At 40.3% G+C, this 26,192-nt stretch carries 26 protein-coding genes; 10 read left to right on the top strand and 16 right to left on the bottom strand.

Features of this window, described 5'->3' with window-relative positions:
- Positions 1-3 precede the first annotated feature (3 nt).
- The gene (gene fabA / locus PSPO_RS07220; RefSeq protein WP_010560104.1) at positions 4-519 is read left to right on the top strand and encodes a 3-hydroxyacyl-[acyl-carrier-protein] dehydratase FabA; all 516 of its coding nucleotides are present in this window, start codon (positions 4-6) and stop codon (positions 517-519) included.
- Between the two features lie 55 nt (positions 520-574).
- Here fabA and rmf read toward each other — a convergent pair whose 3' ends face one another.
- From rmf to PSPO_RS07175, 9 genes are all read right to left on the bottom strand, one after another.
- Positions 575-745 (bottom strand): ribosome modulation factor, encoded by a 171-nt coding sequence (gene rmf, locus PSPO_RS07215; protein ID WP_010560105.1) that lies wholly within the window; start codon positions 743-745, stop codon positions 575-577.
- A gap of 420 nt (positions 746-1,165) precedes the next feature.
- Entirely contained in the window at positions 1,166-3,007 is a 1,842-nt protein-coding gene (locus tag PSPO_RS07210; RefSeq protein ID WP_010560106.1) for a protein kinase domain-containing protein, read from the bottom strand.
- An 88-nt stretch (positions 3,008-3,095) separates the two neighbouring features.
- Positions 3,096-3,857, bottom strand: a complete 762-nt coding sequence (locus PSPO_RS07205) for an SDR family oxidoreductase (RefSeq protein ID WP_010560107.1) — start codon at positions 3,855-3,857, stop codon at positions 3,096-3,098.
- A gap of 1 nt (position 3,858) precedes the next feature.
- Complete coding sequence (gene mmsB / locus PSPO_RS07200) at positions 3,859-4,755, bottom strand: 3-hydroxyisobutyrate dehydrogenase (RefSeq protein WP_193437081.1); 897 nt, start codon at positions 4,753-4,755, stop codon at positions 3,859-3,861.
- Between the two features lie 2 nt (positions 4,756-4,757).
- Positions 4,758-5,861: an enoyl-CoA hydratase/isomerase family protein gene (locus PSPO_RS07195; protein ID WP_010560109.1), complete on the bottom strand. Its 1,104-nt coding sequence runs from the start codon at positions 5,859-5,861 to the stop codon at positions 4,758-4,760.
- Positions 5,861-6,637: an enoyl-CoA hydratase gene (locus PSPO_RS07190; protein ID WP_010560110.1), complete on the bottom strand. Its 777-nt coding sequence runs from the start codon at positions 6,635-6,637 to the stop codon at positions 5,861-5,863. The genes PSPO_RS07195 and PSPO_RS07190 overlap by 1 nt, the downstream gene beginning before the upstream one ends.
- Positions 6,638-6,647: 10 nt before the next feature.
- Positions 6,648-7,805, bottom strand: coding sequence for an acyl-CoA dehydrogenase family protein (locus PSPO_RS07185; protein WP_010560111.1), 1,158 nt, complete (start codon positions 7,803-7,805; stop codon positions 6,648-6,650).
- A 35-nt stretch (positions 7,806-7,840) separates the two neighbouring features.
- A complete protein-coding gene (locus PSPO_RS07180; protein ID WP_010560112.1) occupies positions 7,841-9,331 on the bottom strand; it encodes a CoA-acylating methylmalonate-semialdehyde dehydrogenase in 1,491 nt (496 codons plus the stop codon).
- Positions 9,332-9,381: 50 nt separating this feature from the next.
- Positions 9,382-10,578 (bottom strand): acetyl-CoA C-acyltransferase, encoded by a 1,197-nt coding sequence (locus PSPO_RS07175; protein WP_010560113.1) that lies wholly within the window; start codon positions 10,576-10,578, stop codon positions 9,382-9,384.
- Between the two features lie 290 nt (positions 10,579-10,868).
- Between PSPO_RS07175 and PSPO_RS07170 the strand changes: the two genes are divergently transcribed.
- From PSPO_RS07170 to asnB, 9 genes are all read left to right on the top strand, one after another.
- Positions 10,869-11,267 (top strand): MerR family transcriptional regulator, encoded by a 399-nt coding sequence (locus PSPO_RS07170; RefSeq protein WP_010560114.1) that lies wholly within the window; start codon positions 10,869-10,871, stop codon positions 11,265-11,267.
- Positions 11,268-11,315: 48 nt separating this feature from the next.
- Positions 11,316-12,491 (top strand): isovaleryl-CoA dehydrogenase, encoded by a 1,176-nt coding sequence (locus PSPO_RS07165; RefSeq protein WP_010560115.1) that lies wholly within the window; start codon positions 11,316-11,318, stop codon positions 12,489-12,491.
- A gap of 8 nt (positions 12,492-12,499) precedes the next feature.
- Positions 12,500-14,107: a carboxyl transferase domain-containing protein gene (locus PSPO_RS07160; RefSeq protein WP_010560116.1), complete on the top strand. Its 1,608-nt coding sequence runs from the start codon at positions 12,500-12,502 to the stop codon at positions 14,105-14,107.
- 9 nt (positions 14,108-14,116) lie between these two features.
- Complete coding sequence (locus PSPO_RS07155) at positions 14,117-14,884, top strand: enoyl-CoA hydratase/isomerase family protein (protein WP_010560117.1); 768 nt, start codon at positions 14,117-14,119, stop codon at positions 14,882-14,884.
- Between the two features lie 11 nt (positions 14,885-14,895).
- Entirely contained in the window at positions 14,896-16,857 is a 1,962-nt protein-coding gene (locus tag PSPO_RS07150) for an acetyl/propionyl/methylcrotonyl-CoA carboxylase subunit alpha (protein ID WP_010560118.1), read from the top strand.
- Positions 16,857-17,756: a hydroxymethylglutaryl-CoA lyase gene (locus PSPO_RS07145; protein ID WP_010560119.1), complete on the top strand. Its 900-nt coding sequence runs from the start codon at positions 16,857-16,859 to the stop codon at positions 17,754-17,756. The genes PSPO_RS07150 and PSPO_RS07145 overlap by 1 nt, the downstream gene beginning before the upstream one ends.
- A 34-nt stretch (positions 17,757-17,790) precedes the next feature.
- Positions 17,791-18,489, top strand: coding sequence for a CoA transferase subunit A (locus tag PSPO_RS07140; protein ID WP_010560120.1), 699 nt, complete (start codon positions 17,791-17,793; stop codon positions 18,487-18,489).
- Positions 18,490-18,497: 8 nt separating this feature from the next.
- Positions 18,498-19,154 (top strand): CoA transferase subunit B, encoded by a 657-nt coding sequence (locus tag PSPO_RS07135; RefSeq protein ID WP_010560121.1) that lies wholly within the window; start codon positions 18,498-18,500, stop codon positions 19,152-19,154.
- 441 nt (positions 19,155-19,595) lie between these two features.
- Complete coding sequence (gene asnB / locus PSPO_RS07130) at positions 19,596-21,257, top strand: asparagine synthase B (RefSeq protein ID WP_010560122.1); 1,662 nt, start codon at positions 19,596-19,598, stop codon at positions 21,255-21,257.
- A 50-nt stretch (positions 21,258-21,307) separates the two neighbouring features.
- On the opposite strand, the gene PSPO_RS07125 is transcribed toward asnB, so the two are convergent.
- The 7 genes from PSPO_RS07125 to PSPO_RS21940 all read right to left on the bottom strand — a co-directional run bounded on the left by PSPO_RS07125 (position 21,308) and on the right by PSPO_RS21940 (position 26,185).
- Entirely contained in the window at positions 21,308-21,715 is a 408-nt protein-coding gene (locus PSPO_RS07125; RefSeq protein WP_010560123.1) for a hypothetical protein, read from the bottom strand.
- An 83-nt stretch (positions 21,716-21,798) separates the two neighbouring features.
- Positions 21,799-22,881, bottom strand: coding sequence for a DUF3137 domain-containing protein (locus PSPO_RS07120; protein WP_010560124.1), 1,083 nt, complete (start codon positions 22,879-22,881; stop codon positions 21,799-21,801).
- A 30-nt stretch (positions 22,882-22,911) separates the two neighbouring features.
- Positions 22,912-23,493, bottom strand: coding sequence for a LemA family protein (locus PSPO_RS07115; RefSeq protein ID WP_010560125.1), 582 nt, complete (start codon positions 23,491-23,493; stop codon positions 22,912-22,914).
- 263 nt (positions 23,494-23,756) lie between these two features.
- A complete protein-coding gene (locus PSPO_RS07110) occupies positions 23,757-24,416 on the bottom strand; it encodes an IPT/TIG domain-containing protein (RefSeq protein WP_010560126.1) in 660 nt (219 codons plus the stop codon).
- Positions 24,417-24,588: 172 nt separating this feature from the next.
- Positions 24,589-25,176, bottom strand: coding sequence for a hypothetical protein (locus tag PSPO_RS07105; protein WP_010560127.1), 588 nt, complete (start codon positions 25,174-25,176; stop codon positions 24,589-24,591).
- Between the two features lie 116 nt (positions 25,177-25,292).
- Positions 25,293-25,985, bottom strand: a complete 693-nt coding sequence (locus PSPO_RS07100; protein WP_010560128.1) for a hypothetical protein — start codon at positions 25,983-25,985, stop codon at positions 25,293-25,295.
- A gap of 71 nt (positions 25,986-26,056) precedes the next feature.
- Positions 26,057-26,185, bottom strand: a complete 129-nt coding sequence (locus tag PSPO_RS21940) for a hypothetical protein (RefSeq protein ID WP_267890923.1) — start codon at positions 26,183-26,185, stop codon at positions 26,057-26,059.
- Positions 26,186-26,192: the final 7 nt, after the last annotated feature.

Below are 26,192 nucleotides of genomic sequence, written 5' to 3'. Positions count from 1 at the left end.
GTTATGGAACAGAAAAACAGTTATAGCAAAGCCGAATTAGAAGCATGTGGTCGTGGTGAAATGTTTGGAGAAGGCAATTGCCGCCTTCCGTCAGATAATATGCTCATGATGGACCGCATCATTAAAATCGCCGATGAAGGCGGTGAATACGGTAAAGGCGAAATCATTGCTGAGCTTGATATCGACCCTAGCCTGTGGTTTTTTGACTGTCACTTTAAAGGTGACCCAGTAATGCCAGGTTGTTTAGGTCTAGACGCTATGTGGCAGTTAGTGGGCTTTTTCTTAGGTTGGTCTGGTGGTCCAGGTCTTGGCCGTGCATTAGGTGTTGGCGAAGTTAAATTTACAGGCCAAATCTTACCAACAGCTAAAAAAGTAACGTATCGTTTAAATATGAAACGTGTAATCAAGCGTAAATTATTTATGGGTCTTGCAGATGGTACGGTTGAAGTTGATGGCCGTGTAATCTATGAAGCAAAAGATTTAAAAGTAGGTCTTTTCCAAGATACTAGCGCGTTTTAATTTAAAACGAGCAGATACAAAAACGCCCACTTTGTGTGGGCGTCGTCTCCTAAAACTATGATTTAAACATTGTGCGATCTTCCATCGCTTCTCGCCATCCACCGAGCCATTGAGATCTTGGATCAATATTGTCATACGGACACATTTCTTTGGAACGACCTGCTAGGCCTGCTTTGTAACCTTGAGAATGTGCTCTTTCTAAACGATCTCTTTTTTGTCTCTTCATAGGTAATGTCCTCACCTTCTTATTAAACTAATTGGATGTTGAAGTTGGGCAAAGGCCCTTAACCAATAACTTAAAAAATTCGTAACGGTCTCACGTTACAGTTACGGTGTTTAACATTTCCTTGTTAGCAATCGTTGCTAACAAATGGAAGTGCTCTACATAGATTTAAGTTGCTCCTTTTTACATTATGAGTAAGTGAACTGGCTCAAAGGCCACATGTCTAGAAGACCATATTTATAAGGTTAGATCAAACACAGAAAACATGTTAGATAGAATAAACATGACAAATGTATGAAGATTTAATTGCATATTTGGGAAATCAATGCAGTTTTGTGTAAATAGGAAAATTATTTTTTAATGAAGTGACAATAAGCGAATAAATATTTTTATTTGTGTTTTTTTTAAAACAATTTTTGAACTTTATTTATTACCTCTATCTATTTGATTTTCAATGAATAGTTTCGGATTTTTCGGGTAGTAAAAGCTAGGGTGTTGATCGCAAAGAGAAAACTCACGAGTGTTTTTATACGGCAACTTCATAAAGCCCGCAACACCATGATCTTTGATCCGTACGATGTTTGCCATAATGCGGTTTAACAGATTTTCAAACAGGCCTTTTTTGCTAGGTTCTAACAAGCGATAGTAATAATGCACTTTGATACGTTCAGGCAGCGACTCAATAATAATGCAACCTGTATGGTGAATTTGGTTTAAGCCAAAAACTGCTTTTAAAATTTCATTGGGTAACGTTAGTTGTTCGTCTGGGTCTTTACCATCTTCAAAATAACTGTGCGGCCTTACTATTTCGCTATCAGGCATTTCAGAGACGGAATAATGCAAGGTTGGCATTTCATCGAAAATGAGTGCACCTTCTTGGTCGCGCTCAAGCTGAATGGTTTGCCTTGCATCGAATAAACAACACTTAAACAACCCTTTTTGCTTAATGCCTTGAGCAATACGAATGGTATTGTTTACCGCTTGAGTAAAGGCTGTGCGATATGATTCATCGTGCAGCACCAAATTAGATTCAACATACAAATTATCTTCACGCCATTGATAACTTAAGCCGCCTACCACAGGATATTTAGCTAAACGTGAAATAGACGCCAAAAACGCTTTTTCAGTATCCCCCATATCCACTAAAAACTCTTTGTAGTAGCGATCAAGCTGGGCATCTTCAACCTTAGCAAGTTGCTTTTCACTGTCGGCTTGACGTAAAAATTGTTTTCGAGAGCTATACACTACGGTATCAGGCTTATCATCAAAGGGATGATGCCAAAACGGAATAAGTGCTTTGTCTTTATGAAGTGGTAAGTCAGGTAAATAGCTTTTGGCAATTTTTGGCATGTTTTTAATAAAGTAATCGCCTGATAAATCGCGAGTGGTTTTATCTTTACTGAGCATGCCATCGATAATACTGGCAAACTCAACCGGTAAGCCTAAACTTTTAGCGGGTAAGATTTGATTAGCAAAACGACATGATTGTGCAGACGCTAACGCATAAAGTGTAGATGCTACACCTTGTTCATCAAAACGAGGCGAGGATTTAGCCCCCGACATCTGCTCATCACCAATAAAATAAACATCGCCCATGCGTGCATTTGAATAATTCGCATCATGGCTCATTAAATCCATCATATTGGCTGCAACGGGATTACCAAAACCGTCTTCTTGCGCAAACACACTTGAGCCCCAATCAACTAACGAAAACTGGTTTGTGTTTTCATCCCACACAATATTAGAAGGTTTAATATCACCGTGCACTATAGGCTGTTCGGTAAAGCCAGTTTTATGATTGCGAAGTGCCAGCAAAATATTGCGAAGTTCAAGACCCAGATTTACCAAAAAAGGCACTGACACGCGGCCTTGTTGTAAGCTGACTTGTTCTAGGTTATCGCCTTTCGCATAGGCCATCATTAAAATGCCCTGCTTTTTAATGCGCTCAAAGGCATAGAATTCAGGCACCATAGGATTTTTTACCTGAGAAAGCATGTAGCCTTCATCTTCTAAGCGATCCCGAACACTTTGTGCAAGGGTAATACGTGAAAACTTAAATACGCATTCTTTACCTTGAGTATTGGTGCCAACAAAAACAAAACCAAATGCGCCTGAGCCAATTACTTTAACGTGATGGTAGCCAAGTTTTTCTAGCTGCTTTTCGCAAATTTTCAGCCATTGCTTATGTTTTTTAGCATCAATGTGTGAAAGCAAATAAATTGATTGCTCTTCATTGATATAAAAATTACGAATGGCTTTAGACATGAAAGGAAATAAACTGTGTTTTTATTGATTATAAAGAAAAAAACGAGTGAAAGACCACTCGTTTTTAGATTTAAACGCGCTTTAATGGTTAGAAAGTGATACCTCCATCAATTTCCATTACGCGGCCAGTAACAAAGTCATTTTCAAAAATAAAGTTCGCTGTATGCGCGATTTCATCTGCTTCACCTAAACGACCAACAGGCTTCATTTTAAGTAAACGCTCTTTCGCTTCAGGTTTCATTGCATCTGTCATGGCAGTGCGGATAACACCGGGTGCAATAGCAGCTACACGAATACCATAACGGCCTAGTTCACGTGCCCAAGTGGTCGTCATTGCAACAACGCCGGCTTTTGATGCTGCGTAATTGGTTTGTCCCATATTGCCTGCTCGGGCCACACTCGACATATTAATAATAACGCCTTTATTCCCGTTATTAACCATATGGTTTGCCGCTTCACGGCCACACAGAAATACACCTGTTAGATTAACGTCAATGACCGATTGGAACTGCTCTAGTGACATTTTTTTGGCCACTTTGCCCTCTTTGACTTTTAAAAATAAACCGTCACGTAAAATGCCTGCGTTATTTACTAAGCCATCAATCTGACCAAAATCGCTATTAATTTGGTTAAAGGTGTCTTCAACTTCTTGTTCTTGCGTTACATTACATACGTAAGTGCGAATAACGCCCGTTGTGGTGCCTAATTCAGATTTCGCATTTGCAAGCATCTCTTCTTGCATATCAATAAGGGCAATACTCGCGCCTTTATCTGCAAAATGTTTTGCCATCGCAAGCCCTAAACCTTGCGCACCTCCGGTAATAACAATGTTTTTACCATTTACTTGCATATTATGAATCCTTATTAAACAACTTAAAGATTGAAGAAAAGTCGAGATTACCCATCTCTTGATTTTGCATTAACTGATATAAGCTTTGCGATAAACGGCCAAGTGGTACAATTGATTGACTGCTGTTTGCTGTATCCATCGCAAGGCCGAGATCTTTTGCCATTAAATCAACCATAAAGCCACCTTTATAGTCATTTGAGCTTGGCACATTTTCAAGCACATTCGGGCAAGGGTTATATAATTCTAACGTCCAGTTACGGCCAGAACTTTGCAGCATAATGTCTGACAAAACTTTAGGATCAAGGCCATTATCGATACCCATTTGAAGTGCTTCGCTGGTACCCGCCATTAAAATAGCAAGTAGCATGTTATTACAGATTTTAGCTACCTGACCTGCACCATGGTCGCCCGCATGAAAAATGTTTTTACCCATATCAGCTAGTACGGTTTTAGCATTTTCAAATTCAGTAACACTGCCGCCAACAATAAAGGTTAATGTGCCATTCGTAGCGCCCGCTACGCCACCAGAAACAGGTGCATCTACAAAACTAACGCCACGTTTGGCAAGTTCGCTTGCAACAAATTTAGCCGTATCCGCATCAATGGTGCTGCAATCAATCACTTGTGTATTATTTGTAAGCGCAGCGCCAACACCGTTTTCATCCAAATAAATAGACTTAACGTGTTTGCCAGCAGGTAGCATGGTAATAACAAAATCTTTCTCTTCCGCGCATGCTAAGGCTGTTGTGGCGCTGTTAGCACCTTTTTCAACAAGTTCAGACACTGCTGAATCATTTAAGTCAAATACCGTAACTGCATGACCTGCTTTAACAAGGTTTGCAGCCATTGGGCCGCCCATGTTACCTAAACCAATAAATCCAATATTTGCCATGATTATTCCTATAAATCCGTTAGTGGATGCCCGTTTGACCATTCAACATTAAAGAATGATGCAATCACATCGCTATCTACATTGCTGATGGCGTCAAATTGCCATTGAGGTGCATTGTCTTTATCAATCAGTAATGCGCGCACACCTTCTTTAAATTCACCAAGTTGACCACAACGTACGCTCATACCTAGCTCCATTTGAAAGCAGGCTTTGAGTGATAAGCCATTTGCACGATTAAGCTGTTGATATACTAGATGTGCACCCAGTGGGCTACCATGTGAAAGGCCTTTTTGCGCACGTGTTAGCCATTTATCGTCTGTTTCAAACGATAAAATGGCATCTACTTTATCGGTAAGTTCGTCTACTTCTGCCATTGCAGCAAATACTGCGTTGTGCGATTCAACATTGGCTGGCAGGTTAATATCACTTTTCGCGTTAAACGTTGTTAATAAATGACTTAATGCTTGATGGTTTTCATCAGCATTGGTTGACCACTTTGTACTTATAAGTGAATCTATTAGCTCACTTTTAAACTGATGCTCGATTACGGTATCGCCTAAACCAATATAAAGCGCATCTTGGGCATTCACCGATGCACCGGTTAATCCCAAAAATAAGCCTACTTGCGTTGGCATTTTATTTAGAAAATAGCTGCCACCGACATCAGGGTATAAACCAATGGTAAGTTCAGGCATAGCGATACGCGATGATTCAGTTAACACACGGTGAGATGCACCAGCCATTAAACCAAGGCCGCCACCCATAATAATGCCATTACCCCACACACAGATTGGTTTTGCATAATTATGAATAAGGTAATCTAAACGATACTCTTTAGTGAAAAACGTCTCAATGTAATTGCTTGGCTCGCCGGTATGCATTGCATTGTACAAGCTAACTACATCACCACCGGCGCAAAACGCTTTATCGCCCGCACCTTGTAACAGCACCATGCTAACCTTTTCATCACTTTGCCAATCAAGTAACTGGTTATAAAGCAGCTCAATCATTTCAAGATTAAGCGCATTAAGTGCCTTTTCAACGTTTAAGGTTGCGATACCGATAACAAAGCCGTTATCGGTATTTTTTGTTTCAAACGTAACAACAGCCATTAGCCGTTCACCCAGTTTGCTTTACGCTTTTCTAAAAAGGCATTCACGCCTTCTTTTTGATCTTGCGTATCAAATAGGTTGATGAAAAGTTCACGTTCAAGTGGTAAAGCTGAACTCATAGTGCCTGAGCGGCTATGTTGGATCAGTGATTTACACGCAGCAACCGAAGTTGGGCTTTGTTCTTCAACTTGTTTTGCAAGCGCAATTGCTTTATCAAACGCTTCGCCTTTAGCAACAACCTCTTCCACAAGTCCAATATTATGGGCTTTCTCGGCAGTTAATCGCTCACCACATAAAATCATGCGTTTCGCCCAGCCTTCTCCAACAAGCCATGCAAGGTTTTGCGTACCGCCAGCACAAGGTAATAAACCCACTTTTGCTTCAGGCAATGCCATTTGCGCTTGTTCTTCAGCAATGCGTAAATCACATGCAAGTGCAACTTCTAAACCGCCACCCATGGCATAACCGTTAATCGCTGCAATAGATACACCACGGAAATTACTTAACGCTTCAAACGCCTGGCCAAAAATAATAGACATTTCAGCGGCAACGCCTTTGTCGCCACTTGCAAATAGGTTTAGGTCAGCGCCAGCTGAGAAGAATTTTTCACCTTCCCCTGTGATCACAAGCGAATACACATCTTTATTGTTATTCAGATCAGCGACCATATCACGCAATTGCGTTAGTGTTTCTTTGGTCCACGTATTTGCCGGTGGATTAGACATAGTAACAACTGCGATATGCCGTTCAATCGATAATTTGATTTGTGCGCTCATTGTGCTCTCCTTACAAAATCTCTTGTGAACCTTCAGCCAAAATACGACGACCAATAATTAGGCGCATAATTTCATTTGTGCCTTCTAAAATTTGGTGTACACGCACATCACGGAAGTGACGCTCTAACGGGTATTCTTTGATGTAACCATAACCACCGTGAAGTTGCAGTGCATCGTCACATACTTTAAAGCCAACATCGGTTGCATAGCGTTTTGCCATTGCACAATACGTGGTGCGCTCAGGATCTTTTTCATCCAATTTAAATGCAGCAAGGCGTACCATTTGACGGGCAGCTACCAGTTCTGTGTTCATATCAGCAAGTTTAAATTGAAGTGCTTGGAATGCTGCTAATGGTTTGCCAAATTGCTTACGCTCAAGCATATATTCTTTAGCTGTGTTAAGTGCTTGCTGCGCAGTACCAATTGAACAGGTCGCAATATTAATGCGGCCGCCATCTAAGCCCATCATGGCAAATTTAAAGCCTTCGCCTTCTTGACCAAGTAAGTTTTGTTTTGGAATACGTACACCATCAAACGAAATAAGACGTGTCGGTTGCGCGTTCCAACCCATTTTTTCTTCTGCTTTACCGTATTCAATACCTGCAGCATTGGCATCAACTACAAACGCCGAAATACCTTTCGGGCCATCTTCACCAGTGCGCGCCATAACTACTAATAAATCTGTTTCGCCTGCACCTGAAATAAACATTTTAGAACCAGAAATAACGTATTCATCCCCTTCTAAAACCGCTTTGGTTTTAAGAGATGCGGCATCTGAACCGGAACCTGGCTCTGTTAAACAATACGATGCAAGCAATTGCCCCATCACAAGTTCATCACAATACTGCGCTTTAACTTCATCAGTACCAAAGCTTGCAATCATCCAAGTTGCCATATTGTGAATGGTCAACATCGCAGTGGTTGCCGTGCATCCCATTGCCAACTGCTCAAAAATAATGCTCGAATCAAGACGCGATAAACCAAGACCGCCAGCTTCTTCAGGCGTATATAAACCACAGAAACCTAGTTCACCGGCTTTTTGGATTACGTCTTTTGGAAAAATATGTTCTTGATCCCACTTGCCCGCATTTGGTAGTAATTCGCTCATCGCAAATTGTTTAGCGGTTTCTGCAAACGCTTGTTGATCTTCTGTTAGATTAAAATTCATAGTCACCCCTTTGAACGTCAGATAAGGCAAACGCCTTATCGTAGGTTGATACTCATATTTGGACCGGTTGCGATATCATCTTCAAACCAGCGTGCAGTAATTGTTTTAGTCTCAGTGTAAAAGCGAACACCTTGTTTACCATAGGTGTGTTGGTCACCGTAGAATGAGCCTTTCCAACCAGTAAATGAGAAGAAAGGAAGTGGTACCGGAATTGGCACATTAATACCTACTTGGCCTACTTCAATTTCATGCTGGAATTTACGTGCTGCAGCACCGCAAGCAGTAAATAGAGATGTACCATTACCGTATGGGCTTTCATTGATAATTTGGATTGCTTCATCAAGCGTATCAACGCAAATACACGCAAGCACAGGACCGAAAATTTCTTCTTTGTATAAGTCCATTTCACGCGTTACATCAGTAAATAACGTTGGGCCTACCCAGTTACCTTTGTCATAACCTTCAACAACAAAGTCAGAGCCATCTATTAAACACGTTGCACCTTGCGCTTTACCACTTTCAATAATTGATAAAATACGCGCTTTTGCTTGTGGCGATGTTTGTGGGCCATAGGCAGCTTTAGGGTCATTCCAAACGCCAGGACGTACTTTGGTAAATTCTTCTTTTAATTCGTTTATCCATTCTTTTGATTGACCAACGAATACAGCGACTGAAATGCCCATACAGCGCTGGCCAGCCGCACCAACCGATGCACCAACAAGGTTTGAAATGGCACGCTCTTTTTTCGCATCAGGCATAATTACCATGTGGTTTTTAGCACCAACACAGGCTTGAACACGCTTAAGATTCGCTGTACCACGTGAATAAATGTACTCACCAACACCACATGAACCAACAAATGAAATTGCACGTACACTTGGCTCATCTAAAATACGGTCTACTTGGTGTTTTGTACCATGAATAACCTGTAATACACCTTTAGGTGCGCCAGCTTCTTCAAACAGTTCAACTAAACGCATTGGTGTAAGCGGATCTTGCTCAGACGGTTTTAAAATAAAGGTATTACCGCAAACAATCGCCATTGGGAACATCCAAAGTGGGATCATCGCAGGAAAGTTAAATGGTGTAATACCAGCACACACGCCGAGTGGCTGCATGTACGAATAAGTATCGATATTACGCGCTACGTTTTCAACGGTTTCACCCATCATTAATGCAGGCGCGTTAGCTGCTTGTTCAATAACTTCAATACCACGCCACACATCGCCTTTAGCATCTTCAAAGGTTTTGCCTAATTCGTGACAAATAATGGTTGCTAGCTCGTCATGGTGTTCTTTTAAAAGTGCTGCGTAGCGCATCATAATGCGTGCACGTTCTGTTACTGGAACATCTTTCCACGTTTTAAACGTCTCTTTTGCAGAGGCAATTGCTTCATCAATTTCACTGTCTGTTGCCAATGGCACTTGTGCTAGTACTTCTTGATTAGCTGGGTTTACAACATCTAACCATTCATTTGATTCCGACTGGCGCATTTCGCCATTAATATATAAAGGAACCTTTACCATTATTCTTCTCCCCAATAAAAAAGGCGCATTAACGCGCCTTTAATTTTTAATTATTTTACTTCGATTGCCATTGCGACCGCTTCACCACCACCAATACACAGTGATGCAACGCCTTTATTTAGGCCACGGTTTTTAAGTGCATGAATAAGGGTTACTAAAATGCGCGCGCCACTTGCACCGATTGGGTGACCAAGTGCACATGCACCGCCATTCACGTTTACTTTATTGTTATCAAGTTGCATTTCGTTAATAGCAAGCATGGTTACCATGGCAAATGCTTCATTAATTTCCCAAAGATCAACGTCTTCTTTTGACCAGCCCGCTTTGTCTAACACTTTTTCCATCGCACCAATTGGCGCTGTTGTAAATTCAGCTGGAATATGTGAATTTGTTGCATGTGCTTTAATTTCACAAAGAGGTGTTAAACCAAGTTCTGCTGCTTTTGACGCTTTCATTAAAACAAGTGATGCAGCACCGTCAGAAATAGACGATGAATTTGCCGCTGTAATGGTGCCATCTTTTGCGAATGCAGCACGTAGGCTTGGAATTTTCTCAGGACGCGCATTACCTGGCTGCTCATCAATTGCTACTGTCACATCACCTTTACGGTTTGAATAGGTATGTGGCGCAATTTCAGATTCAAATGCACCACTTTCAATTGCAGCGTTGGCTTTAGAAAGGGATGAAATGGCAAACGCATCCATATCGTCACGGGTTAAGCCGTACTTATCAGCCGTTTCTTGTGCAAAACAACCCATTGCTTTGTTGTCGTATGCGTCTTCTAAACCATCAGCCATCATGTGATCTTTAATTTCACCATGACCCATACGGAAACCGCCACGTGCTTTTGGTAAGAAGTAAGGTGCGTTACTCATGCTTTCCATACCGCCAGCAACGGCAACATTAATGCTGTCTGCTTTAATTAAGTCATGGGCTAACATCGCTGCTTTTAAGCCTGAACCGCATACTTTATTAATAGTTGTAGCTCCTGTTGCTAAATTAAGCCCTGCTTTTATCATTGCTTGACGTGCAGGTGCTTGGCCAAGACCTGCTGGTAAAACGCAGCCCATAATTACTTCGTCGATGATATCAGCGTTTAAATCGCAGCTTTCAATACTACTTTTAATAGCAGTAGCTCCTAAATCAGTTGCATTTACCGATGATAAAGCACCCATAAAACCGCCCATTGCAGTGCGTTTTGCACTCACAATTACTACCGGATCGATTTGTGAATTTTCAACAGACATTTGTTATCTCCAAAATTTATATGTTTTCAGCATACATAAAAATTACGTTTACGCAAACGTAAATCTAGATGTCATACCTTTTATAGTGTTAAGAAATAATGACAATGAATGGCAACTATGTAATGAAAATAAGGCGGTAAGCTTATTAAAGATTGTTGGCGACGCAACATTTATTGCATATACCTACGACTAGTTGGGGTAGATAAATACTCTCTCTCTCAAGTATGCAGCTTTACCTTTACGTAAACTTCACTTATAGTTAATTACCAAATTAATAAGGTGTAGTTTAGATGAGTACAGAAAATACAGAACAGACCTTTAGTATTAGCGAACTTGCAAAAGAATTTGACATAACAACTAGAAGCATTCGTTTTTATGAAGACCAAGGTTTGGTTACGCCCCGCCGTCAAGGGCAAACACGTATCTATAGTAAACGCGACAAAGTGCGTTTAAAACTGATCTTACGAGGTAAACGCCTAGGATTTACGCTAGCTGAAACAGGCCGTTTGTTTGAGCTGTATGATGCCGACAAATCAAGTGCAACTCAACTTAAAATTATGCTTGAGCTAATCTCTGATAAAAAAGCACATCTAGAACAGCAAATGGATGACATTAAAGTTGTTTTAATGGAACTGGTTACCGCTGAACGACGCTGTCGTGACACACTTAAAAACCTAGACGACGCTTAAAATAATAATCACACCTTATGGCAACAACACATCAATAGGATACACACAATGAGCACCGTTTCTCTTTATAAAGAATTAAATTTTGGTCTTGGTGAAACAGCCGACATGATCCGTGACCACGTAAATAGTTTTGCAACAAATGAAATTGCCCCTCTCGCCGAAAAAACAGATATCGACAATATGTTTCCGAATGAGCTTTGGCCAAAATTTGGTGAAATGGGCTTATTGGGCTTAACCGTTGATGAAGAATTTGGCGGTTCTAACCTAGGTTACCTTGAACATGTAATTGCAATGGAAGAAATCAGCCGTGCCAGTGCGTCAATCGGTTTAAGCTACGGTGCACATTCAAATTTATGTGTAAACCAAATTGCCCGTAACGGTAACCAAGTGCAAAAAGAAAAATATTTGCCAAAACTTATTTCAGGTGAACACATTGGTGCGCTTGCCATGAGTGAACCAAACTCTGGCTCAGACGTTGTTTCTATGCGTTTAAAAGCCGAAAAGCGTGGCGATAAATACATTCTCAACGGTAATAAAATGTGGATCACCAATGGTCCAGATGCAGATACCTTTGTTATTTACGCAAAAACGGATTTAGAAGCGGGCCCGAAAGGCATTACAGCTTTCATCGTTGAAAAATCGTATCCAGGTTTTAGTCAAGCACAAAAACTCGATAAATTAGGTATGCGTGGCTCAAACACTTGTGAGCTTGTGTTTGAAGATTGTGAAGTACCAGAAGAAAACATTCTTGGCGAGTTAAACCAAGGTGTAAAAGTGCTCATGAGCGGCCTTGATTACGAGCGTGTTGTGCTTGCAGGTGGTCCACTTGGCATTATGCAAGCGTGTATGGACATTGTTGTACCTTATATTCACGAGCGTAAGCAGTTTAATACTGAAATTGGTAACTTCCAGCTAATTCAAGGCAAGATTGCTGATATGTATACGCAAATGAATGCCGCACGTTCTTACGTTTATACCGTTGCAAAAGCCTGTGACCGTGGTGAAACAACCCGTAAAGATGCTGCTGGCGCAATTTTATATGCCGCAGAGCTGGCTACCAAAATGGCACTTGATGCAATTCAAATTCTAGGTGGTAACGGTTACATCAATGAATATGCCACAGGCCGATTACTGCGTGACGCAAAGCTCTATGAAATTGGTGCGGGTACATCTGAAATTCGCCGTATGCTGATTGGTCGTGAACTATTTAACGAAAGTAAATAGGATGTACCATGACCATATTAACTTCAAATATTAACCCGCTTGATTCTGACTTTTTAGCAAAAGCTGAATCAATGCAGCTACTGGTTGATGACTTAAAAGCTAAAACGCAAGAAATCACCCAAGGTGGTGGCGAAAGCCTTGTTGAACGTCATCGCAGTCGCGGTAAATTATTTGTCCGTGACCGCATTAATTGTTTATTAGACGAAGGTTCACCGTTTTTAGAAGTATCGCAATTTGCAGCTTTTGGCGTGTATCCAGAGCAAATCCCATGTGCTGGCGTAGTCGCAGGCATTGGCCGCGTTAAAGGCGTTGAATGTATGATCATCGCAAACGACGCAACAGTTAAAGGCGGTACCTACTTCCCTATTACGGTAAAAAAACACCTGCGTGCACAAGAAATTGCAGAGCGTTGTCATTTACCGTGCATTTATCTAGTTGATTCAGGTGGTGCTAACCTGCCTGAGCAAGATGAGGTATTCCCAGATAAACTGCATTTTGGCCGTATTTTCTATAACCAAAGCCGTATGTCAGCAAAAGGTATTCCGCAAATTGCTGTGGTAATGGGCTTATGTACCGCAGGTGGCGCTTATGTACCAGCAATGGCAGATGAAAGTATTATCGTTAAAGAGCAAGGCACCATCTTTTTAGCAGGTCCGCCTCTTGTAAAAGCAGCAACAGGTGAAGAAGTATCAGCCGAAGAACTTGGCGGCGCAAATGTGCACTGTAAAACATCTGGTGTTGCCGATCACTACGCTGAAAATGATGAGCATGCCCTTTCAATTGCACGCCAATGTGTATCGCGTTTAAATCATACACGCCCTACTGCCCCAATTTTAACAAGTTTCAAAGCTCCTCGTTATGATGCGAAAGAAATTTACGGCATAGTAGGTACCGACCTTAAAAAACCATTTGATGTTCGTGAAGTGATTGCCCGTGTTGTCGATGATTCATCGTTTGATGAATTTAAACAGTACTTTGGCGAAACCTTAGTCACCGGCTTTGCTGAGATCTTTGGTATGCCCGTAGGTATTGTTGCCAACAACGGAATTCTTTTCTCAGAATCAGCGCAAAAAGGCGCGCACTTTATTCAACTTTGTGCTCAGCGCAATATTCCATTAGTGTTTTTACAAAATATTACCGGCTTTATGGTGGGTAAAAAATACGAAGCTGAAGGCATCGCAAAACACGGTGCGAAAATGGTAACAGCTGTAAGCTGCGCTGATGTGCCGAAGTTCACTATTTTAATTGGTGGTTCGTACGGTGCTGGTAACTATGGCATGTGTGGCCGTGCATTTGAGCCAACCATGATGTGGATGTGGCCTAATGCTCGTATTTCAGTAATGGGTGGTGAACAAGCCGCTGGCGTATTAACCCAAGTAAAACAAGATGGTTTAAAACGTAAAGGCCTTGCAATGAGCGATGATGAAGTTGCGGCATTCAAAAAGCCTATTATTGCGCAGTATGAAGAACAAGGTCATCCGTATTATGCCAGTGCACGATTATGGGATGACGGCATCATCGACCCTGCTGAAACACGAAACGTACTCGGACTTGCTTTAAGTGCAGCTAAAAATGCGCCAGAGCAAGAATCGAAGTTTGGCGTATTTAGAATGTAGGAGTAAGTGATGTCTGTAACCTTAACAATAACAAAGCAGAAAGTTGCGACGCTTACAATTGAACGCAGCGAAGTACATAACGCATTTGACGCACACACCATCGCACAACTTATTCAACAAATTGAATATGCCAACACTTTAGATATTCGCGCGTTAGTTTTAAAAGGCGAAGGTAAGCATTTTAGTGCTGGTGCTGATTTAAACTGGATGAAATCCATGGTGTCTAATACGTTTGAAGATAACGTAGCGGATTCAATGGAGCTTGCCCGTTTAATGCAGGTACTGTTTGAAACCAAAGTGCCTACCTTATGTTTAGTACAAGGCGCGGCTTTTGGTGGTGCCCTAGGTTTAATTGCCTGTTGTGATATTGCGGTAGCTAATGAAAAAGCGAAATTTTGCCTAAGCGAAGTAAAACTTGGTCTTATTCCCGCAGTTATAAGCCCATATGTAATTAATGCAATTGGTGAGCGACAAGCGCGTCGTTATTTCCAAACGGCTGAAGTGTTTTTTGCCGATAAAGCTCTTGCCCTTGGTTTAGTTCATGAAGTATCAGATTCACCAGAAGATACACTCGACACCCTACTTCATGCAATTTTACAAAACGGACCTGAGGCTACAAAGCAAGCAAAACAGCTTATTTGTGATGTAGCAAACAAATCGATTGATAACGATTTACGACAACTGACTGCAGAACGTATTGCCCAAATTCGTGTATCGGATGAAGGACAAGAAGGTCTGCAAGCCTTTTTTGATAAACGCAAACCTAGCTGGCAATAGAGAGCATCACCATGATTAATAAACTTTTAATAGCAAACCGCGGTGAAATTGCGTGTCGTATTATCAAAACAGCACGTCGTCTAGGCATTAAAACAGTTGCGGTTTATTCCGACGCTGATATTCATGCCGAGCATGTAAAATCAGCGGACGAGGCCTACCATATTGGCGCAGCACCAAGCCGTGAATCTTATTTAGATGGCGATAAAATTATTAATGTTGCGCTTAAAGCAGGTGTAAATGCAATTCACCCGGGCTATGGTTTTTTATCAGAAAACACACATTTTGCTGATAAGTGCGAGCAAAATAACATTATTTTCATTGGTCCAAGCAGTGAAGCGATTAACGCTATGGGGTCAAAATCACGCTCAAAAGAGCTGATGTTTGAAGCCAATGTGCCGCTTGTACCCGGTTACTATGGTGAAAACCAAGACCCAGCATTTTTACTTACAGAAGCGGAAAAAGTGGGCTTTCCAGTTTTAATTAAAGCGACCTATGGCGGTGGCGGTAAAGGCATGCGTGTGGTACGCGATAGCGCATCATTTAACAAAGAGTTAGAAGGTGCAAAACGAGAGGCACTTGCTGGCTTTGGCAACGATAAAGTGCTGATTGAACGCTATGTTGAAGCACCGCGTCACGTAGAAGTGCAAGTGTTTGCAGATAACTTCGGTAACTGTATTTATTTAGGCGATCGCGACTGTACACTGCAGCGTCGTCACCAAAAAGTGATTGAAGAAGCTCCAGCGCCTGGTTTAAGCGCTGAGCTTCGAAAAGAAATGGGAGAAGCGGCGGTACGCTGCGCCAAAAAAATTAACTATAAAGGCGCAGGTACCGTTGAATTCTTATTGTGTGGCGATGAATTCTTCTTTATGGAGATGAATACACGCTTGCAAGTAGAGCACCCTGTTACTGAATGTGTGGTGGGTCAAGATTTAGTAGAATGGCAATTAGCCGTGGCTAGTAACGAGCCGCTACCGCTAGAGCAAGACCAAGTAGTGATTTCTGGCCATGCTTTCGAAGCGCGTATCTACGCAGAAGAGCCAAGTGATGACTTTATGCCATCTTCAGGTGTATTAAGCCTATTTGATATGCCAAATGAGCATGCAAGTGATCTTTCAGCAGTAAGAATCGATACGGGTGTAATTGAAGGTTCTGAAATCTCGGCATTTTACGATCCGATGATTGCAAAACTGATTGTGCATGGTGCCAATCGCACAGTTGCGTTGCGCCAGCTATCACTTGCCCTTGAGAAAACAGCCATTTCAGGTGTTGCGACTAACGTAAGCTTTTTGCATACCTTAGCAAATCACCCAAGTTTTATTGAAAGCCCAACTAGCACCCATTTTATAGATGATCACATTAGTGAGCTAACGCAAAAAGATGAACAAGAACAGACTCTGCAATTAATAATGGCGGCGCTTGTTTATATTAATGCAAATACGTGTCAAACAAGTACATCACCTTGGAATACGCTTACCGCATTTAGCTTAAATGCCAGTAATCATTATACCTTGCCATTTGTTGATTTTAACCTTGAGTGCCAGCGTAATAACGATGCTATGACCTTGGTTTACGATACTGAACACTTTGCAGTAAATGCCGATTTTAACGGTAACAACCTCACCGCATTTATCAACGGTGAGAAACACACGGCGAAGTTTGTATTAGATGAGCAGTCTATTGCGATTATGCACAGTGGTAACACTCACCAATTTGCATTGAAAAGTAAGCACTATGTGGCTGAAAAACAAAATGATGGTAATAGTTTACAAGCACCACTTAATGGCACAGTAGTCAAGCAAGTGGCAAGCGTAGGCGATAACCTTAAACAAGGTGATGCAGTTATTATTATTGAAGCGATGAAAATGGAATACACCTTAACGGCACCATTTGATGGCCAGTTAAGCCAATTTTATTTTGCTGAGGGCAATCTTGTATCGCACGGTGACCTACTTGCTAAAGTTGAGGAAGCGTAATGCAACCAAAGTTTGTAAAAGTAGTTGAAGTAGGCGCTCGTGATGGCTTGCAAAATGAAGGTTCAGTTTCAACACAAGATAAAGTTTCGCTGATTAACGCTTTAGCAAAAGCGGGTGTTAAGCATCTCGAAGCCGGAGCTTTTGTGTCACCCAAATGGGTGCCACAAATGGCTGATTCTAGCGATGTATTACGCCAAATTGATAAAAGTGCACTCACTACATTCAGCGCACTTACACCTAATTTAAAAGGCGCTGAGCTTGCATTTAATGCAGGCGCAAATGAATTTGCCATATTCACTGCGGCAAGCGAAGCCTTTACCCAAAAAAACATTAATTGCTCGATTGATGAATCCATAGCACGTTTTCAACCTGTAATGGATTTTGCTAAGCAACATAATATTCCGGTACGTGGTTATGTGTCGTGTGTTATGGGTTGCCCCTACGATGGTGCTGTTAGCCTTGATACTGTTGTAAAAGTAACCAAAAAGCTTTTAGCTATGGGCAGTTACGAAGTATCGCTGGGTGACACCATAGGTGTTGGCACACCTCAATCTACCGAACAATTATTAAACGCCCTGCTTGAGCAAGTATCCGCTGACAAGTTAGCTGTACACTTTCACGATACCTACGGCCAAGCACTTGCTAACGTGTATACCGCGCTTAATATGGGCATTAAAACCGTCGATTCAGCGGTTGCAGGCCTTGGTGGCTGCCCTTATGCTGCTGGTGCGTCAGGAAATCTTGCCACTGAGGATTTAATTTATATGCTTAATGGACTTGGCATTGAGCATGGAATTGATTTAGAAATGCTAGCCCAAGCAGGTTGGCAAATTAGTGAAGCATTAAATAAACAACCAACAAGTAAAGTTTCACTGGCATTACAAGCCAAACTAACTTAACCGATTTCTCGCCCTACTCGTTCAGGAGAATTTTATGGCAGGTTTTAATAAGGTCGTCGACAATTATCAAGACGCACTTGAAGGCATTAAAGACGGCGATACTGTTATCGCAGGCGGATTTGGCTTATGTGGTATTCCAGAGGGCTTAATCGCAGAAATTAAACGTAGAAAAACCACTGATCTTACCGTGGTTTCAAATAACTGTGGTGTGGATGATTTTGGCTTAGGTATTTTATTACACGATAAGCAAATTAAAAAAATCATCGCATCATACGTTGGTGAAAACGCGATTTTTGAACAGCAGTTACTTAACGGTGAAATTGAAGTTGAGCTAACACCACAAGGTACGCTTGCCGAGAAAATGCGTGCTGGCGGAGCCGGTATCCCTGCGTTTTATACCGCAACGGGTTACGGTACACCGGTGGCTGAGGGCAAAGAAGTAAAAGAGTTTGACGGTCGCCCGTATATTCTTGAAGAGTCAATTACCGGTGAATTTGCCATTGTAAAAGCGTGGAAAGCAGATCGCTACGGTAACTTGGTGTTTCGCCACACAGCAATGAATTTTAACCCTATGGCCGCAACAGCAGGTAAAATTACCGTAGCTGAAGTGGAAGAGATTGTTGAGCCTGGTGAACTATCACCAAGCGAAATTCACACCCCAGGCATTTATGTTAACCGCGTGATTAAAGGTAACTTTGAAAAACGCATCGAACGTGTAACTACAAAAGACTAGGAGGCAACATGGCGTTATCAAGAGAACAAGTTGCAATGCGTGTTGCACAAGAACTACAAGACGGTTATTACGTTAATTTAGGCATTGGTATTCCTACCTTAGTGGCAAACTATGTACCCGATGGTATGGAAGTCATGCTGCAGTCTGAAAATGGTTTGTTAGGTATGGGTCCATACCCTACACGTGACCAAATTGACGCGGATATGATCAACGCGGGTAAAGAAACCGTTACAGCAGCCATAGGTGCGGCAATATTTAATAGTGCCGAAAGCTTTGCAATGATCCGTGGTGGTCATGTAGATTTAACAGTACTTGGTGCCTTTGAGGTTGATCAACAAGGAAATATTGCTTCTTGGATGATCCCTAAAAAGCTTGTTAAAGGCATGGGTGGCGCAATGGATTTAGTGGCAGGTGCAAAAAATATTGTCGTTACCATGACCCACGCCAATAAACACGGTGAATCAAAGTTACTTGAATCATGCACGTTACCACTGACAGGCGTTAACTGCGTTAGGAAAATCGTAACCGATTTAGCCGTGTTAGAAGTAAAAGACGGTGCATTTTATTTGTTAGAGCGCGCACCTGGTGTAAGTGTTGATGAAATTATCAGTAAAACGGCTGGTAAGTTAATTGTTGAAGGTGATATTCCTGAAATGAAAGTATAAACCGCTTACACAGTAACAGTTCCTCATTCCCGGTGTAATGAACACTGAGAAACCCAACAAAAACCCCTCAATTGAGGGGTTTTTTCTTTAACCCTATCGACAAAACGACTTAATAAATTTATCACGTCGCATTAAAAGGCTAATAAATGTCTTTGTTAAAGCCAAAATCTAGTTTTTTGATTAACTGCATAAACTAGCTCAAAAATACTTTTTTGTGCGAAAAACACACTAAATTATCGATTTGATAATATTCATTGTAAATCATCGTTAATTATTAATAATCCAATCATTGAGAGCTTATATTTTTAACGAATTCACAATCAAATTGATAAATCATTATTTTTTGTTCATTTTGATGTGACATTTGATTTTTGGTTTGGTACAAATTAATTAACAAACTTATCCAAGATAAGAAAAATTGACAGGAATGAGGAAAGAAGTATGTGTTCAATTTTTGGCGTACTAGACATTAAATCAGATGCAGCGCAGTTGCGTTCACAAGCAATCGAAATGTCGAAGTTACTTCGTCACCGTGGCCCAGATTGGTCGGGCGTATATTCATCAGAAAAAGCAATTTTGGTACACGAGCGTTTAGCCATCGTTGGTGTTTCAAGTGGCGCGCAACCACTTTATAACCCAGAGCAGACACACGTACTGGCAGTAAACGGTGAAATTTATAACCACAAACAATTAAAACAAGATCTAAGCGTAGACTTTGAATTTCAGACCGAATCAGATTGTGAAGTCTTACTGGCTCTTTATAAACAAAAAGGGCCTGAATTCTTAGATGACCTAAACGGCATTTTTGCATTTTGTTTATACGATGAAGAAAAAGACGCATACTTAATTGGCCGTGATCACATTGGTATTATTCCACTTTATACCGGTCATGATGAGCATGGTAACTTTTATGTTGCATCTGAGATGAAAGCCCTTGCACCTATTTGTAAAACCATTGAGGAGTTTCCTCCAGGTCATTACTTATGGAGTCAAGATGGTGAAATTCGCCCTTATTACGCACGTGACTGGCAAAGTTATGATGCGGTAAAAGATAACGAAGCAAAAGTAAGCGATGTAAAAGAAGGCTTAGAAGCGGCAGTTAAACGTCAATTGATGTGTGATGTGCCTTACGGCGTATTATTATCGGGCGGCTTAGACTCATCGGTAATCTCAGCAATCACGCAAATGTTTGCCGCTAAACGTGTTGAGGATAACGATGAATCGAGTGCCTGGTGGCCTCAGTTACACTCTTTTTCTATTGGCTTAGAAGGTTCGCCAGATCTAGCTGCTGCACAAAAAGTAGCAGACAGCATCGGCACAGTACACCACCCTATTACCTTTACAATTCAACAAGGTATCGATGCGCTTAAAGAGGTTATCTACCACATAGAAACATATGATGTAACAACCATTCGTGCGTCTACACCGATGTATTTAATGGCACGTTATATTAAAGCCATGGGCATTAAAATGGTGTTATCAGGTGAAGGTGCTGATGAGTTATTTGGCGGTTATTTATATTTCCACAAAGCGCCAAATGCTAAAGAGTTCCATGATGAATTAAACCGTAAAGTAAGTAAGTTACACCAATTCGATTGTTTACGAGCAAACAAATCGATGGCAGCTTGGGGTGTTGAAGCGCGTGTACCATTCTTAGATAAAGAATTTGTTGATACCGCAATGCGTATCAACCCTGAAGGTAAAATGTGTAAAGACGGTAAAATCGAGAAACACATTATTCGTGAAGCGTTCGATGGCTATTTACCAGATGAAGTATTATGGCGTCAAAAAGAGCAGTTCTCAGATGGCGTTGGTTATAGTTGGATTGATACTTTAAAAGAGCATGTTGAATCAATCGTAAGTGACCAAATGATGGAAGCTGCTGCGTTTAAGTATCCGATTAACACACCACAAACAAAAGAAGCCTATTACTATCGTTCAATTTTTGAAGAGCACTTCCCAGGTGATGCTGCAGCGAAAACTGTACCACATGGTAAGTCGGTAGCCTGCTCTACTGAAGCCGCTCTTGAATGGGATGAAAGCTTTAAGAACAACGCCGATCCATCAGGTCGTGCAGCGGGTGTTCATAACGAAGCGTATTAATAATTCACTTTATATAACATGATAAAGCCCGAATTTTCGGGCTTTTTTATTTAAAACGGTCTTGGATTTTTAGTGAAAAACGCATCTAAGCCTGTAGTTGAATTAAATTTTATAACCGCTATGTAACTTATATCACTATCAATCGAAGCGGGTTTAGTAAATTCAACCTCATTGGTTACTGCGTTATTTCCCGACACTTGCCAGCTAAGAGAGAGCTTCGCATTTTTATAATGCGTTTGCGGAAAACCTGTCGCACAATAACGCTTTGGCTCTACAAGCGTGCAACTCACCATTTTCCCAGTCTCTGTTACTTTAAGTGTTACATTTTCAATGGTTTCGTTGCTGTCGTTGTAAAAAGCCAGACCCGAAACCATTAGTTGATTTTCAACATGTGAACTGCAACCAAATAACGCGCTAAATAAAGCCATAAAGGCTAAGTTACGCATATTGTTTTGCACTGTGTAATACCCCTTTACATAAAAAGAGCGCCTTTAATATCAGGCGCTCTAGCCATAAAACCATAAATAAAACACACAAACGATTATTGATTTACGGCCATTTGTGCACTTGATACTTTTCGTGCTGCCATTAAATCAAGGTTAAGTTGTTTTGATATAGAGGTTAATAATTCAAGTTCTTGCTCAATCAGTGGTAACGCATCAATATCGTAAGCTGACTGACTTATCCACGCTGGTTCAATCAGATTAGCTTTGTAACTAATTAAAAATATCGCAGTGTTATCAATAAATTCACACTCAAAGCTTTGTGCACCGGCTTTGTGCATAAACATGGTATAAAGCGCTAGGATCTGTTCCATCATCACTGGCGTAAGTATATAGCGAGCAAGCACTTGATCAGTTGAAAATACTTCGAATGCTTGTTCAAAGTAATTGTTTTCTAATTCTACTTTTTGTGTTGCTTTGGGATCTTTTGTTAGCCAATTTGCTACTTTACCGCGATCTTGCTGAACGATAGTGTGTGAATTAAAATCAAACGGCATGGTTAACTTAACCATACAGCCTTTAAACATAGTGTGTCGGCCATTATTACCACTGCGCTCAAGCTTTAGTTCACAAAATTGAAAGCCAATATTATCAAGCTCGCCAACAATGCTATCTTCTGTTTCAATGTGATCAAAACTAGGTGAGATTGCGAGCTTTTTAATCTCGTCTTTTTTGATTTCTGAGGTCAGTGAATAACTAAATTCACCATACATTTTAACTAATATCGGCATCACGTTTCGTTTGTAAAAGTGTATATAATCAAGCGCTGGTTTATACGCCCAACTGGTGCCAATACAAAACGCAAATATAAGTGTAGAAAAGAAACTACCATCGCCCCCTAGCGCAACCACTAACAAAACAATAATTACCACTGCAGGAAATACTTTAAAATTAAGCAGGCGATTTCTCTTTTCAAACTCGCTGTTAAACGAATCTCGTTGCTGCTCAATAAGGTCTAACTTTGGTTTAATCTCATGTTCAAACGTGTTTTTTAAGGTGTCTGATGCTGGCACATCGGTGGCATTTTTTTTATGACGTCTGAAACGTAATGACAATGCATCAATATATCCTTTTATTTCTTTCGACAAAAAATCTGCAAACTCATGTTTATCCGATGACATAAACTCTCCTTGTTGCTAAAAAGCCCGTAACTAGTTTAAAAGTTCTGCGGCGTTAACCGGCTGTCGTTCAGATTCAGAAATTTCGAAAAATGCCATCGCTTTTACGCCAACCATGGCGGCAATGATGTTGCCTGGAAACACTTGAATTGCGTTACGTAATACACGATTTGCGCTATTAAAATTACGTCTTGCCGCGGATATATGCGCTTCTACATCGGCATAGGTACGTTGCGCATCAAGCATTGTTGCATCCGATTTTAGCTCTGGATAATTTTCTACCGCAATCATCAAACCAGATAGCGAGTTTTCTAACTGACCTTCGAGTTTAAAACGTTGTTCGTTGTTATTGCTGCTGGCCGCATTTAATACATCAGTTCGTAAACGGGTGACTTCTTCAAGTAGCTCCTTTTCGTGTGTCATAAATTTTTTCGCGATTGCTAATACATTTGGAATTAAGTCGGTGCGTTTTTTAAGTTGCACATCAATGCCAGAGAACGCTTCTTCCATCGCGTTGCGTTTGGTTATTATTGAGACATACCACGCATAAAAAATAACAATAAAAACGACTAAAATTGAAATGAGCAACCAGTTTGCTGTGAGAAATTCAGACATAATTGTTTCCTTTTAACTTTATCAATCCTTTTAATAAACGGGCTAGTAATAGCTTGTGTATGACTTAGTAAAGCCCGTCTAGGTTTTAACCATTACCTTAACATTTAAGTACATCATTTTAAATTACCTATATATCTGGTATGTGTAATTTTGCTGCGCTATTTTAGCTCTTATTAACTGTATTTTTTCGCGTCGTTCGACGTAACGCCTAAACCGATATGCTATTCAAACTGCGATAAGCAATCATAAAATATCAACAGTTTTTAATAACTAACAATTCGTACAATGTTACTCTTTGAGGACGCATTTTCGACGTATAACTGCAGACCTGCAGCGTTATTGGGAACATCAAATTGTATTTGCGTACTGGTGACGTTTGACGGGGTTACTTTTAATGCGCCAATGACAATTTTGCTGCCTTTTGTAAAACCAACGCCGTTTAAGGTAAACGACTTGCCTTTACTAAGCGATATCTCACTGTGACCAAAAATAAGCGGAGACGCATTATTAAACGCATCGACTTTCATTTCATTTGTTTTGCTATCAGCGTCGTAAATAAACAAGGCATACTTGCCTTTTGGCACATCAAAATTAAAGGTTAATTGATTAGCGGTTACGGAATTAGGTTTAAAGTTAAATACATTATTGTGTTGATACACAACCACAACAGGATCGTTTAACGCACTGAAATTATCACCTATTAACGTAATTGAATCACCAAAACGATAGCGCCCTTTTTCTATCACGTTGTTAAAATTTCCACCCAATTCATTAATTTGAATAAAACCTTTAGCAAACGGCTTTACTTTAGAAGATGGATTTAAATCAAAGGTATCAAGTACTTTATCGTTATCACTGTCTGATGCAAAAGCATTTGCACAAAACAAACAACCCGTAATAATAGCGATAACATAACTTCTCATAATTAACTCAAATTGTGACTACTTTATTAAGTTAGTCATATACCATTTATTAATAAAGATGTTTATAAAAATATTGCACAAAAGTGCGTTTTTCTCGACTGTTAACACACAGCGTTGATAAAGACGGTGCTTTGTTTATTCAAGTACATAATTAACGATCTCGAAACTAATTTTATACCAGCCACGAAAGCGCAAAAAACAGTGGAAACAGAAAAATATAAATAACAGGCCAACGTGCGATACGATATTTGACCTTTACCCCGCGCGCCTTTAAAAACGCAATGAACAATTCTGAATTTTTGGTGTTAAATGTATGCACTCCATGAGACACGTTTAATATATCCGTTAGGGAAAAGTGCGTTGTAATGTACGGACCAAATTTGAATAATGGGGTTAGTGGTAAATAATACACGTTAATACTTACGATATTGGCATATTTTATAAAGTAGTCTTGATGCCCTTTTAAATCAGGAATACTCACACCTTTACGGGTAATAAACACATCTGAGTTATAACAGGTACTGCGTTGAAAAAAAGCCTGTAACCACACTAACAATGTAAAAATAAACGGCGTTGCCGCTAATATAACGCTTGTTTGTGATTCCCGTGTATTATAAAGCGGCCCAGCATCGATAAAAAATGCAATAACCACTGATGCAATCAACATGATTAAAAATGAGGTAAAACGTGTATAAGGTATTCGCCGAGTATGCGCTAAACATACTTGGTGTTGGTTTTTAAGTAACTCTTCGATATTCATTTGGATATATTTTACGTGTGTTAGGAATAATTAGATGCTATATGAGTTTGATATAACAAAATCGATGCAAATAAGTTAGTTCAAATTTATCACGTATTTCTCATAATTTATTCTTGTTATAAAAAGCTATCACTGAATAATGCTCCGCTTATAGCCATTACACTAATTACCGGAATAATTAACATAAACATACGTGCCATTTTTAAAATACCAAAATGTGTTCTTTCGAAACTAAGCGGGTAACCAAAGTACGTTAGTAAATAAAGCATTGATTGAATTGGAAAATAATCCACTTTTAGTGTGATGACGTTGTTAGAGATTGACTCTATTGTTAACTGTAAGGCGCGACAAGACAGACTATGACTCGTAGTATTTTGCATATACTGCACTTTTATCTCTTTTATATCGCCTTTTGCTAAAACCAGCTGCCCTTTTTTATGACCAATTAAGCGATTTGCAGGCAGCACTAACGCACTGTTACTGACTGACACAAACAGTTTGCTACCAGTTTGATAATACAAATTCACCAGTAGCATTCGTATAACTAAATAACATGGCACAATGGGCAGATAGACTAAGGTTAAGTCTCTAAAAGCAATATTAACTATTGCAACGTAATGATTAACGAGCGGAAACAGCGAAACTGCTAACAGTAATACAAAGAAAATAAGTTCAAGCCAAAAAGGTAATGGATAAAATGTCTTTGTTACTCTTAATTGGATAACACTGTTTTCACACAGCTCGTTTTTACCGTTAAAGTCGGTGTATTTAAACCAATGTTTATTGTCGGTTGTTATCGTCTCTTCCATGGGTTGTTTACCACAATCCTTTTTATTTTAATAAGTTGATCATGTACCACTTGTTATCTAAGAGCGCGAATTTACAGTGCATCAATTCCGGTTGCTGGTGTACCTTTTGGGTTAGGGTTTTGATCTAGTTCATATACTGCCGCACTTAAGTACATCGGTGTACTGTTTTGAACTTCCGTGTATCCGTCGTAATCAAACAAACTTGTT

The sequence above is a fragment of the Pseudoalteromonas spongiae UST010723-006 genome, from assembly GCF_000238255.3.
Lineage (GTDB): Bacteria > Pseudomonadota > Gammaproteobacteria > Enterobacterales > Alteromonadaceae > Pseudoalteromonas > Pseudoalteromonas spongiae.
This window is presented reverse-complemented; position numbering and strand designations above follow the sequence as displayed.

Bases quoted from the DNA above. Each gene is read 5' to 3' on its own strand.
- fabA (WP_010560104.1), top strand. From the start codon at position 4: ATGGAACAGAAAAACAGTTATAGCAAAGCCGAATTAGAAGCATGTGGT.
- rmf (WP_010560105.1), bottom strand. From the start codon at position 745: ATGAAGAGACAAAAAAGAGATCGTTTAGAAAGAGCACATTCTCAAGGT.
- PSPO_RS07210 (WP_010560106.1), bottom strand. From the start codon at position 3,007: ATGTCTAAAGCCATTCGTAATTTTTATATCAATGAAGAGCAATCAATT.
- PSPO_RS07205 (WP_010560107.1), bottom strand. From the start codon at position 3,857: ATGCAAGTAAATGGTAAAAACATTGTTATTACCGGAGGTGCGCAAGGT.
- PSPO_RS07195 (WP_010560109.1), bottom strand. From the start codon at position 5,861: ATGGCTGTTGTTACGTTTGAAACAAAAAATACCGATAACGGCTTTGTT.
- PSPO_RS07190 (WP_010560110.1), bottom strand. From the start codon at position 6,637: ATGAGCGCACAAATCAAATTATCGATTGAACGGCATATCGCAGTTGTT.
- PSPO_RS07185 (WP_010560111.1), bottom strand. From the start codon at position 7,805: ATGAATTTTAATCTAACAGAAGATCAACAAGCGTTTGCAGAAACCGCT.
- PSPO_RS07180 (WP_010560112.1), bottom strand. From the start codon at position 9,331: ATGGTAAAGGTTCCTTTATATATTAATGGCGAAATGCGCCAGTCGGAA.
- PSPO_RS07175 (WP_010560113.1), bottom strand. From the start codon at position 10,578: ATGTCTGTTGAAAATTCACAAATCGATCCGGTAGTAATTGTGAGTGCA.
- PSPO_RS07170 (WP_010560114.1), top strand. From the start codon at position 10,869: ATGAGTACAGAAAATACAGAACAGACCTTTAGTATTAGCGAACTTGCA.
- PSPO_RS07165 (WP_010560115.1), top strand. From the start codon at position 11,316: ATGAGCACCGTTTCTCTTTATAAAGAATTAAATTTTGGTCTTGGTGAA.
- PSPO_RS07160 (WP_010560116.1), top strand. From the start codon at position 12,500: ATGACCATATTAACTTCAAATATTAACCCGCTTGATTCTGACTTTTTA.
- PSPO_RS07155 (WP_010560117.1), top strand. From the start codon at position 14,117: ATGTCTGTAACCTTAACAATAACAAAGCAGAAAGTTGCGACGCTTACA.
- PSPO_RS07150 (WP_010560118.1), top strand. From the start codon at position 14,896: ATGATTAATAAACTTTTAATAGCAAACCGCGGTGAAATTGCGTGTCGT.
- PSPO_RS07145 (WP_010560119.1), top strand. From the start codon at position 16,857: ATGCAACCAAAGTTTGTAAAAGTAGTTGAAGTAGGCGCTCGTGATGGC.
- PSPO_RS07140 (WP_010560120.1), top strand. From the start codon at position 17,791: ATGGCAGGTTTTAATAAGGTCGTCGACAATTATCAAGACGCACTTGAA.
- PSPO_RS07135 (WP_010560121.1), top strand. From the start codon at position 18,498: ATGGCGTTATCAAGAGAACAAGTTGCAATGCGTGTTGCACAAGAACTA.
- asnB (WP_010560122.1), top strand. From the start codon at position 19,596: ATGTGTTCAATTTTTGGCGTACTAGACATTAAATCAGATGCAGCGCAG.
- PSPO_RS07120 (WP_010560124.1), bottom strand. From the start codon at position 22,881: ATGTCATCGGATAAACATGAGTTTGCAGATTTTTTGTCGAAAGAAATA.
- PSPO_RS07115 (WP_010560125.1), bottom strand. From the start codon at position 23,493: ATGTCTGAATTTCTCACAGCAAACTGGTTGCTCATTTCAATTTTAGTC.
- PSPO_RS07110 (WP_010560126.1), bottom strand. From the start codon at position 24,416: ATGAGAAGTTATGTTATCGCTATTATTACGGGTTGTTTGTTTTGTGCA.
- PSPO_RS07105 (WP_010560127.1), bottom strand. From the start codon at position 25,176: ATGAATATCGAAGAGTTACTTAAAAACCAACACCAAGTATGTTTAGCG.
- PSPO_RS07100 (WP_010560128.1), bottom strand. From the start codon at position 25,985: ATGGAAGAGACGATAACAACCGACAATAAACATTGGTTTAAATACACC.